Origin of the sequence: Staphylococcus sp. EG-SA-10 (assembly GCF_017151945.1) — a bacterium.
GTDB classification, from domain to species: domain Bacteria; phylum Bacillota; class Bacilli; order Staphylococcales; family Staphylococcaceae; genus Staphylococcus; species Staphylococcus aureus.
In genome coordinates this window covers 139,941-151,960 of record NZ_JACVZJ010000003.1, presented here as the reverse complement: position 1 = coordinate 151,960, position 12,020 = coordinate 139,941, and the positions used below count along the sequence as shown (strand labels likewise).

Below are 12,020 nucleotides of genomic sequence, written 5' to 3'. Positions count from 1 at the left end.
TTTTAAAAACGAACGTACGTTTGCAGGAGGCGAAATCATTGGCAATGAATAAACAAAATAATTATTCAGATGATTCAATACAGGTTTTAGAGGGGTTAGAAGCAGTTCGTAAAAGACCTGGTATGTATATTGGATCAACTGATAAACGGGGATTACATCATCTAGTATATGAAATTGTCGATAACTCCGTCGATGAAGTATTGAATGGTTACGGTAACGAAATAGATGTAACAATTAATAAAGATGGTAGTATTTCTATAGAAGATAATGGACGTGGTATGCCAACAGGTATACATAAATCAGGTAAACCGACAGTCGAAGTTATCTTTACTGTTTTACATGCAGGAGGTAAATTTGGACAAGGCGGCTATAAAACTTCAGGTGGTCTTCACGGCGTTGGTGCTTCAGTTGTAAATGCATTGAGTGAATGGCTTGAAGTTGAAATCCATCGAGATGGTAATATATATCATCAAAGTTTTAAAAACGGTGGTTCGCCATCTTCTGGTTTAGTAAAAAAAGGTAAAACTAAGAAAACAGGTACCAAAGTAACATTTAAACCTGATGACACAATTTTTAAAGCATCTACATCATTTAATTTTGATGTTTTAAGTGAACGACTACAAGAGTCTGCGTTCTTATTGAAAAATTTAAAAATAACGCTTAATGATTTACGCAGTGGTAAAGAGCGTCAAGAGCATTACCATTATGAAGAAGGAATCAAAGAATTTGTTAGTTATGTCAATGAAGGAAAAGAAGTTTTGCATGACGTGGCTACATTTTCAGGTGAAGCAAATGGTATAGAGGTAGATGTAGCTTTCCAATATAATGATCAATATTCAGAAAGTATTTTAAGTTTCGTAAATAATGTACGTACTAAAGATGGTGGTACACATGAAGTTGGTTTTAAAACAGCAATGACACGTGTATTTAATGATTATGCACGTCGTATTAATGAACTTAAAACAAAAGATAAAAACTTAGACGGTAATGATATTCGTGAAGGTTTAACAGCTGTTGTGTCTGTACGTATTCCAGAAGAATTACTACAATTTGAAGGACAAACGAAATCTAAATTGGGTACTTCTGAAGCAAGAAGTGCTGTTGATTCAGTTGTTGCAGACAAATTGCCATTCTATTTAGAAGAAAAAGGACAATTGTCTAAATCACTTGTGAAAAAAGCGATTAAAGCACAACAAGCAAGGGAAGCTGCACGTAAAGCTCGTGAAGATGCTCGTTCAGGTAAGAAAAACAAGCGTAAAGACACTTTGCTATCTGGTAAATTAACACCTGCACAAAGTAAAAACACTGATAAAAATGAATTGTATTTAGTCGAAGGTGATTCTGCGGGAGGTTCAGCAAAACTTGGACGAGACCGCAAATTCCAAGCGATATTACCATTACGTGGTAAGGTAATTAATACAGAGAAAGCACGTCTGGAAGATATTTTTAAAAATGAAGAAATTAATACAATTATCCACACAATCGGGGCAGGCGTTGGTACTGACTTTAAAATTGAAGATAGTAATTATAATCGTGTAATTATTATGACTGATGCTGATACTGATGGTGCGCATATTCAAGTGCTATTGTTAACATTCTTCTTCAAATATATGAAACCGCTTGTTCAAGCAGGTCGTGTATTTATTGCTTTACCTCCACTTTATAAATTGGAAAAAGGTAAAGGCAAAACAAAGAGAGTTGAATACGCTTGGACAGACGAAGAGCTTAATAAATTACAAAAAGAACTTGGTAAGGGCTTCACGTTACAACGTTACAAAGGTTTGGGTGAAATGAACCCTGAACAATTATGGGAAACGACGATGAACCCAGACACACGAACTTTAATTCGTGTACAAGTTGAAGATGAAGTGCGTTCATCTAAACGTGTAACAACATTAATGGGTGACAAAGTACAACCTAGACGTGAATGGATTGAAAAGCACGTTGAGTTTGGTATGCAAGAGGACCAAAGTATTTTAGATAATTCTGAAGTACAAGTACTTGAAAATGATCAATTTGATGAGGAGGAAATCTAGTGAGTGAAATAATTCAAGATTTATCACTTGAAGATGTTTTAGGTGATCGCTTTGGAAGATATAGTAAATATATTATTCAAGAGCGTGCATTGCCAGATGTTCGTGATGGTTTAAAACCCGTACAACGTCGTATTTTATATGCAATGTATTCAAGTGGTAATACACACGATAAAAATTTCCGTAAAAGTGCGAAAACAGTCGGTGATGTTATTGGTCAATATCATCCACATGGAGACTCCTCAGTGTACGAAGCAATGGTCCGTTTAAGTCAAGACTGGAAGTTACGACATGTCTTAATAGAAATGCATGGTAATAATGGTAGTATCGATAATGATCCGCCAGCGGCAATGCGTTACACTGAAGCTAAGTTAAGCTTACTAGCTGAAGAGTTATTACGTGATATTAATAAAGAGACAGTTTCTTTCATTCCAAACTATGATGATACGACACTCGAACCAATGGTATTGCCATCAAGATTTCCTAACTTACTAGTGAATGGTTCTACAGGTATATCTGCAGGTTACGCGACAGATATACCACCACATAATTTAGCTGAAGTGATTCAAGCAACACTTAAATATATTGATAATCCAGATATTACAGTCAATCAATTAATGAAATATATTAAAGGTCCTGATTTTCCAACTGGTGGTATTATTCAAGGTATTGATGGTATTAAAAAAGCTTATGAATCAGGTAAAGGTAGAATTATAGTTCGTTCTAAAGTTGAAGAAGAAACTTTACGCAATGGACGTAAACAGTTAATTATTACTGAAATTCCATATGAAGTGAACAAAAGTAGCTTAGTAAAACGTATCGATGAATTACGTGCTGACAAAAAAGTCGATGGTATCGTTGAAGTACGTGATGAAACTGATAGAACTGGTTTACGAATAGCAATTGAATTGAAAAAAGATGTGAACAGTGAATCAATCAAAAATTATCTTTATAAAAACTCTGATTTACAGATTTCATATAATTTCAACATGGTCGCTATTAGTGATGGTCGTCCAAAATTGATGGGTATTCGTCAAATTATAGATAGTTATTTGAATCATCAAATTGAGGTTGTTGCAAATAGAACGAAGTTTGAATTAGATAATGCTGAAAAACGTATGCACATCGTTGAAGGTTTGATTAAAGCGTTGTCAATTTTAGATAAAGTAATCGAATTGATTCGTAGCTCTAAAAACAAGCGTGACGCTAAAGAAAACCTTATCGAAGTATACGAGTTCACAGAAGAACAGGCTGAAGCAATTGTAATGTTACAGTTATATCGTTTAACAAACACTGACATAGTTGCGCTTGAAGGTGAACATAAAGAACTTGAAGCATTAATCAAACAATTACGTCATATTCTTGATAACCATGATGCATTATTGAATGTCATAAAAGAAGAATTGAATGAAATTAAAAAGAAATTCAAATCTGAACGACTGTCTTTAATTGAAGCAGAAATTGAAGAAATTAAAATTGACAAAGAAGTTATGGTGCCTAGTGAAGAAGTTATTTTAAGTATGACACGTCATGGATATATTAAACGTACTTCTATTCGTAGCTTTAATGCTAGCGGTGTTGAAGATATTGGTTTAAAAGATGGTGACAGTTTACTTAAACATCAAGAAGTAAATACGCAAGATACCGTACTAGTATTTACAAATAAAGGTCGTTATCTATTTATACCGGTTCATAAATTAGCAGATATTCGTTGGAAAGAATTGGGGCAACATGTATCACAAATAGTTCCTATCGAAGAAGATGAAGTGGTTATTAATGTCTTTAATGAAAAGGACTTTAATACAGATGCATTTTATGTTTTTGCGACTCAAAATGGCATGATTAAGAAAAGTACAGTGCCTCTATTTAAAACAACGCGTTTTAATAAACCTTTAATTGCTACTAAAGTTAAAGAAAATGATGATTTGATTAGTGTTATGCACTTTGAAAAAGATCAATTAATTACCATCATTACTAATAAAGGTATGTCATTAACGTATAATACAAGTGAACTATCAGATACCGGATTAAGGGCAGCTGGTGTTAAATCAATAAATCTTAAAGCTGAAGATTTCGTTGTTATGACTGAAGGTGTTTCTGAAAATGATACTATATTGATGGCCACACAACGCGGCTCGTTAAAACGTATTAGTTTTAAAATCTTACAAGTTGCTAAAAGAGCACAACGTGGAATAACTTTATTAAAAGAATTAAAGAAAAATCCACATCGTATAGTAGCTGCACATGTAGTGACAGGTGAACATAGTAAATATACATTATATTCAAAATCAAACGAAGAACATGGTTTAATTAATGATATTCATAAATCTGAGCAATATACAAATGGCTCATTCATTGTAGATACAGATGATTTTGGTGAAGTAATAGACATGTATATTAGCTAAAAACTATATGCAATCACGAAATTAAATGATAAAATACAGTAATGTTAAATTTTGACTAAATTCAAGGGATTTATATTAAATGCTGACCAAGTACTTATCGTTAAATTAGCGATATACTTTGACCAAACTAATATAAATCTCTTGTATTGTATAAGAAATGATGACGTATCTCTATATTTACTGAAGTTTAAATTCGGTCTAATTTTATAGAAGATGCATGATTCATGTAGAGGATGCGAGGGGTTTATTTTGAAAGATTTCGATAGTTTAATTCCTGGATGGTTTAAAGAATTTGTCCATGTTGGTACCGATCTAATATGGTCTCAATATTTAATTGGTCTATTATTGACAGCTGGATTCTTCTTTACAATTAGTTCTAAATTCGTCCAATTACGAATGTTACCTGAAATGTTTAGAGCTTTAGTAGAACGTCCAGAAACTTTAGAAGATGGTAAGAAGGGTATTTCGCCATTCCAAGCATTTGCGATTAGTGCTGGTTCGAGAGTTGGTACTGGTAATATTGCTGGTGTTGCGACTGCGATTGTTTTAGGCGGTCCAGGTGCAGTATTTTGGATGTGGGTTATTGCATTTATAGGTGCAGCGAGTGCATTTATAGAAGCGACTTTGGCTCAGGTTTATAAAGTACATGATAAAGATGGTGGATTCCGTGGTGGTCCAGCTTACTATATTACTAAAGGTTTAAATCAAAAATGGCTAGGTATCGTATTTGCGATTTTAATTACAATTACATTTGCATTTGTATTTAACACAGTGCAATCTAATACAATTGCGGAGTCGTTAAATACGCAATATAATATTAGTCCAGTAATCACAGGTATTATTTTAGCAATCGTAACAGCTATTATTATATTTGGTGGTGTACGTAGTATTGCTACGTTATCTTCGTTAATTGTACCGATTATGGCTATCATTTACATTGGTATGGTTTTAGTAATATTGCTATTTAATTTAGATCAAATTGTTCCTATGATAGGTACGATTATTAAAAGTGCATTTGGTATCGAACAAGTAACTGGTGGCGCTGTAGGTGCTGCGGTTCTTCAAGGTATCAAACGTGGTTTATTCTCTAACGAAGCTGGTATGGGTTCTGCGCCGAATGCAGCGGCAACTGCTGCCGTACCACACCCTGTTAAGCAAGGTTTAATCCAATCATTAGGTGTGTTCTTTGATACAATGTTGGTTTGTACAGCAACTGCAATCATGATTTTACTATATTCAGGATTGAAATTTGGTGAAAGTGCACCACAAGGTGTTGCAGTTACTCAATCAGCACTTAATGAGCATTTAGGTTCTGCTGGAGGTATTTTCTTAACAATAGCAGTTACACTGTTTGCATTTTCATCTGTGGTAGGTAACTACTATTATGGTCAATCTAATATTGAATTTTTATCTACAAATCGTGTGATATTATTTATCTTTAGATGTCTTGTTGTAGTACTTGTCTTTATGGGAGCTGTGGCTAAAACAGAAACAGTATGGAATACAGCAGACTTATTTATGGGCTTAATGGCAATTGTAAACATTATTTCCATTATAGGACTGTCCAATGTAGCTTTTGCATTAATGAAAGATTATCAAAAGCAGAAAAAAGAAGGCAAGAATCCTGTCTTTAAACCTGAAAACTTAGAAATTAACTTATTTGGAATTAGTGCTTGGGGCGCTAACAAATATAAGAACTCTGATAAATAAATATTTTTAATGTAACGATTCATTTTATAAAAATCAAATAAACCCTGAGGTTTTCAAATTAAAGCGAAAATCTCAGGGTTTTAAATTTGTACTCAATAATCATCTGTATCATTACACTAGTTAATCTAAGATTTGATTAAATATTAACATAATAAGATTGAGATTTATTTCCTCCATTGTTGTGCAAAGACTATACCATTAATAAGACATATTGTTAGATAGATGAATATAAATTTATTTTAGCTTTGCACAATTTAATAGTACGTTTTAGTTTGTATTGAGTATTAATTCAGATAATATATAAATAAATAGAATTATTTGTAAATATGGGAGTCAGATTTTTTTATTATAGTTATTCCACTTTGAGAGGCATCGAAATTAAATTAAGATATATCATATAGGATAGGCGTGTAATAGAACACAAGTATTTAAATTATTATACTTTCAAGTTAGACATTTCCGATATATAATCTTAATAATAGAAAAATAGGTGATGATAATGGGAGAATATATTGTTACTAAAACATTGAACAACAATGTCGTAGTATGTACTAATAATGATCAAGAAGTTATTTTAATCGGTAAAGGTATTGGTTTTAACAAAAAAGAGGGAATGGCGTTAAACGACCAAACTATTACAATAGAGAAAATTTATAAATTAGAGAGTGAGCAACAAAAAGCACATTATAAAAGTTTAGTTGAAATCGCTGATGACAATGTATTACAAGTAATTATTGATTCGTTAAATTTTATTTCTAATACTGCGATGAATGTTGATTCAAAACAACTTTTAATTTCATTAACGGATCATATTATATTTGCATATAAACGCTTAAAACAAAATCAAGTTATTAGCAATCCATTTGTTATGGAAATTATGCAGTTATATAGTGATGCATATCATATTGCTAAACAGGTGATTGATCAGTTAAATGCAGCATTAGATGTACATTTTCCTGAAGATGAGATAGGATTTATTGCATTACATATTGCATCTAACACAGAAGATTTATCTATGCATGAGATGACTTTGATCAATAATGTTATTAAAAAAGGTATAGATATCATTGAATCAGACCTTGTGACAACTGTTGATAAGGAATCATTACAATACCAACGTTTTATAAGACATGTACAATTTTTAATTCGCCGATTAAGAAGAAAAGAATATATACATGCACAAGATGATTTTGTGTCTATGATTAAAAATCACTATCCGATTTGCTATAACACAGCATATAAAATTTTAACTATGATACAAAAACAATTTGATGTTAATATCAGTGAGTCTGAAATTATATATTTAACATTACACATTCATCATTTTGAAGAAAGGATTAATCAATCCTAAATTAAGTGTATTACACGGGCGTTTCGTTACTGTAAAGGGTATTTGTATGGTATCATTGATGTTAGTAATTTTACATAAGTGGACTGTTTTTATACAACATCTTATGAATATTTTAAGTGGTGGTGAATCTATAATTGAATGAAAATGAAAAGAATATAAGAAAGAACTTTTTAAAATTTACCGAATCACGGTATATGAAGTTTGTTGGTGGGAATGATTTAGTCTTCTCATTAATAGCACTAGTATTGTTGGGTATTGTTATTTTTATTTTCGAAAAAGTATCATACGTTTTTGATCCTTTTATCATCGTTTTTAAGACGATAGCAGCACCTATCATCGTCTCTTTAATTCTATTCTATTTATTTAACCCAATCGTAAATATGATGGAGCGTTATAGAATACCAAGAGTTGCAGGTATTTCTATTATTTATCTAGCTGTAGTAGGTGTTATTACGTTAATTGTTAATTTATTGATACCTATTATTGGTTCGCAAGTAGATAGTTTAGTTAAAAATTCACCGCAATATCTAGAAAAATTAATTAATTCTATTGATAAAATAGCAAATAATACGTTTTTCTCTTCGTATTATAGTCAAATTAATGATTGGTTAAATTCTTTACCTAAGAAAATACCATCTATGTTAAGTGAATTTACAGATGGCTTTGGGTCTAAAATTGCAACGTTTGCAGAAACGATTGCTAATATTGGCGTTGTGATTGTCACAACACCATTTGTACTATTCTTTATGCTTAAAGATGGACATCACTTCAAAGAATTTTCAACGAATATTATGCCACCGAAATTCCGAAAAGATTTTCATGATCTACTTGAAAAAATGAGTGTTCAAGTGGGTTCATACATTCAAGGACAAATTATTGTTTCATTCTGTATCGGTATACTGTTGTTTATCGGTTATTCGGTTATCGGGTTGAAATATAGCTTAGTATTAGCTAGTATTGCGGCAGTTACAAGTGTTGTGCCATATTTAGGGCCTACTATAGCGATTTCACCAGCTATTGTAATAGCTGCTATAACATCGCCGTGGATGCTCTTAAAATTAGCAGTAGTATGGACTTTAGTACAATTTGTTGAAGGGCACTTCATTTCACCAAATATCATGGGTAAAACACTTAAGATTCATCCACTTACAATCATTTTCATTTTACTGTGTGCAGGCAAATTGCTTGGTATTGTAGGCGTTATTTTAGGTATTCCGGGATATGCTATTTTAAAAGTATTAGTTACTCATTTATTCCAATTATTTAAACGTCGATACAATCGTTTCTATGGTAATGATGTAGGTGAATATGATATTAAAGAAAGTAATAAAATAGTTGAATAAGTAATTAAAAATACCAATGACTATACGTTTGTTGGTATTTTTTATGGTGCTTATAATGTTGGGTGTTCAAATTTATGATTATCAGCACATGTTTAGCTTATAAATTTTTACGAAAGTTTAGCCGTTTCTAAAGCACATGCATAATGAAACGAGTATTTGCCACTTGATTAGTACTTCATTATTATGTCGAAAATAAAAACAAGTGGTATTTTTAATATATTAAGAAGCACTCATAATCTGCTGTTAATTAATAATATTTTTCATAAGTATTGATTCATCATTTTCTTTATGTTAAATATGAATCAGTATAGATAACCATATTGTTCTGTTTGAGATAGAAATATTTTCTATTTACTTCTTAATACAGATATCAATATGACAAAAGTGTTATATAAATCAAAGGTAAATGATATGCTATTTTTATGGTTTATATGATATATTTTGATTTATAACAGAAATAATTAGAATTGATGTGAAAAAATGAATCAGGAAGTTAAAAACAAAATATTTTCAATCTTAAAAATTACGTTTGCTACAGCTTTATTTATTTTTGTAGTAATCACATTGTATCGGGAGTTATCTGGTATTAACTTTAAAGATACGTTGGTTGAATTTAGTAAGATTAACCGTATGTCCTTAGTTTTACTATTTATTGGTGGTGGGGCATCGCTTGTTATTCTATCAATGTATGATGTGATTTTATCTAGAGCTTTAAAAATGGATATATCCTTAGGCAAAGTTTTAAGAGTAAGTTATATCATCAATGCATTGAATGCGATTGTAGGTTTCGGTGGCTTTATTGGTGCAGGCGTTAGAGCAATGGTTTATAAAAACTATACGCATGATAAAAAGAAATTAGTTCACTTTATATCCTTAATACTTATTTCAATGTTGACAGGTTTAAGCTTATTATCATTGTTAATTGTATTCCATGTTTTCGATGCATCTTTAATTTTAGATAAGATTACATGGGTAAGATGGGTATTATATGTAGTGTCATTTTTCTTACCATTATTCATTATTTATTCAATGGTTAGACCACCTGATAAAAACAATCGTTTTGTAGGATTGTACTGCACTTTAGTGTCGTGTGTTGAATGGTTAGCAGCTGCAGTTGTATTATATTTCTGTGGTGTAATTGTTGACGCTCATGTATCATTCATGTCCTTTATTGCAATATTTATCATTGCTGCATTATCAGGTTTAGTCAGCTTTATTCCTGGTGGTTTCGGCGCTTTCGATTTAGTTGTATTACTAGGATTTAAAACTTTAGGTGTCCCTGAGGAAAAAGTATTATTAATGCTACTTCTATATCGTTTTGCGTACTATTTTGTACCGGTAATTATTGCATTAATTTTATCATCATTTGAATTTGGTACATCAGCTAAGAAGTACATTGAGGGATCTAAATACTTTATTCCTGCTAAAGATGTTACGTCATTTTTAATGTCTTATCAAAAGGATATTATTGCTAAAATTCCATCATTGTCATTAGCAATTTTAGTGTTCTTTACAAGTATGATCTTTTTTGTAAATAACTTAACGATTGTTTACGATGCTTTATATGATGGAAATCACTTAACGTATTATATTTTATTGGCAATTCATACTAGTGCTTGTTTATTACTTTTACTGAATGTAGTTGGTATTTATAAGCAAAGTAGACGTGCCATCATCTTTGCTGTGATTTCAATTTTATTAATCACAGTGGCGACATTCTTCACTTACGCTTCATATATTTTAATAACATGGTTAGCTATTATTTTTGTTCTGCTTATTGTAGCTTTCCGTAGAGCACGTAGGTTAAAACGCCCAGTAAGAATGAGAAATATAGTTGCAATGCTTTTATTCAGTTTATTTATTTTATATGTTAACCATATATTTATTGCTGGAACGTTATATGCATTAGATATTTATACGATTGAAATGCATACATCTGTATTGCGCTATTACTTCTGGCTTACGATTTTAATCATCGCTATCATCATAGGTATGATTGCATGGTTGTTTGATTATCAATTTAGCAAAGTACGTATTTCTTCTAAAATTGAAGATTGCGAGGAGATTATTAATCAGTATGGCGGTAATTATTTGAGTCACTTGATATATAGTGGTGACAAGCAGTTTTTCACTAATGAAAATAAAACAGCATTTTTAATGTATCGTTATAAAGCAAGTTCATTAGTGGTTCTTGGCGATCCAATCGGTGATGAAAATGCCTTTGATGAATTGTTAGAAGCATTCTATAATTACGCTGAGTATTTAGGCTATGATGTTATATTCTATCAAGTTACAGATCAACACATGCCGTTATATCATAATTTCGGTAACCAATTTTTCAAATTAGGTGAAGAAGCAATTATTGATTTAACACAATTTTCAACTTCAGGTAAAAAACGCCGTGGATTTAGAGCGACTTTAAACAAATTCGATGAACTTAATATTTCGTTCGAAATTATTGAACCACCGTTTTCAACTGAATTTATAAATGAACTTCAACATGTAAGTGATTTATGGCTAGATAATCGTCAGGAAATGCATTTCTCTGTTGGTCAATTTAATGAAGAATACTTATCTAAAGCGCCAATTGGTGTAATGCGAAATGAAGAAAATGAAGTAATTGCATTTTGTAGTTTAATGCCAACATACTTTAATGATGCCATTTCAGTCGATTTAATTAGATGGTTGCCAGAGTTAGATTTACCATTAATGGATGGTCTATACTTGCATATGTTACTTTGGAGTAAAGAACAAGGTTATACAAAATTTAATATGGGTATGGCAACGTTATCGAACGTTGGTCAATTGCATTATTCATATTTAAGAGAACGACTTGCAGGCCGTGTCTTTGAACATTTCAACGGTCTATATCGTTTCCAAGGATTACGTCGTTATAAATCTAAATATAATCCGAATTGGGAACCACGCTTTTTAGTTTATCGTAAAGATAATTCGCTTTGGGAATCACTTTCTAAAGTAATGCGTGTAATACGTCACAAATAATTAAAATCCAAGTGCTAAGAGGTATACAGTTTTGCCTGAAGCGCTTGGATTTTTTGGTTTCTATAAAGAATAATTTATAAAAAACGGTACAGATAAGAATATTTAAGTTTCCTATCTGTACCGTATTTTAATATTGAAATGAGCTTAAGTTAAGTCGCCTAACTTTTATTATCAA

The 12,020-nt window shown here is 31.5% G+C and carries 7 protein-coding genes; all 7 read left to right on the top strand.

The window, feature by feature from the left end:
* Window positions 1–44 precede the first annotated feature (44 nt).
* The 7 genes from parE to mprF all read left to right on the top strand — a co-directional run bounded on the left by parE (window position 45) and on the right by mprF (window position 11,845).
* Window positions 45–2,036 carry a DNA topoisomerase IV subunit B gene (parE, locus tag IDG45_RS04220; RefSeq protein ID WP_025173910.1) on the top strand — a complete coding sequence of 664 codons (1,992 nt, stop codon included), beginning with the start codon at window positions 45–47 and terminating at the stop codon, window positions 2,034–2,036.
* Window positions 2,036–4,438 carry a DNA topoisomerase IV subunit A gene (gene parC, locus IDG45_RS04215; RefSeq protein WP_111063751.1) on the top strand — a complete coding sequence of 801 codons (2,403 nt, stop codon included), beginning with the start codon at window positions 2,036–2,038 and terminating at the stop codon, window positions 4,436–4,438. The genes parE and parC overlap by 1 nt, the downstream gene beginning before the upstream one ends.
* Window positions 4,439–4,687: 249 nt before the next feature.
* Window positions 4,688–6,148 (top strand): glutamine transporter AlsT, encoded by a 1,461-nt coding sequence (alsT, locus tag IDG45_RS04210; protein WP_000651164.1) that lies wholly within the window; start codon window positions 4,688–4,690, stop codon window positions 6,146–6,148.
* A 499-nt stretch (window positions 6,149–6,647) separates the two neighbouring features.
* Entirely contained in the window at window positions 6,648–7,499 is an 852-nt protein-coding gene (gene glcT, locus IDG45_RS04205) for a glucose PTS transporter transcription antiterminator GlcT (RefSeq protein ID WP_111063750.1), read from the top strand.
* Complete coding sequence (locus IDG45_RS04200) at window positions 7,474–7,641, top strand: hypothetical protein (protein WP_001788758.1); 168 nt, start codon at window positions 7,474–7,476, stop codon at window positions 7,639–7,641. The genes glcT and IDG45_RS04200 overlap by 26 nt, the downstream gene beginning before the upstream one ends.
* Window positions 7,634–8,842: a cell elongation protein CozEb gene (gene cozEb / locus IDG45_RS04195; RefSeq protein WP_001004752.1), complete on the top strand. Its 1,209-nt coding sequence runs from the start codon at window positions 7,634–7,636 to the stop codon at window positions 8,840–8,842. The genes IDG45_RS04200 and cozEb overlap by 8 nt, the downstream gene beginning before the upstream one ends.
* A 480-nt stretch (window positions 8,843–9,322) precedes the next feature.
* Entirely contained in the window at window positions 9,323–11,845 is a 2,523-nt protein-coding gene (gene mprF / locus IDG45_RS04190) for a bifunctional lysylphosphatidylglycerol flippase/synthetase MprF (protein WP_001071153.1), read from the top strand.
* Window positions 11,846–12,020 lie beyond the last annotated feature (175 nt).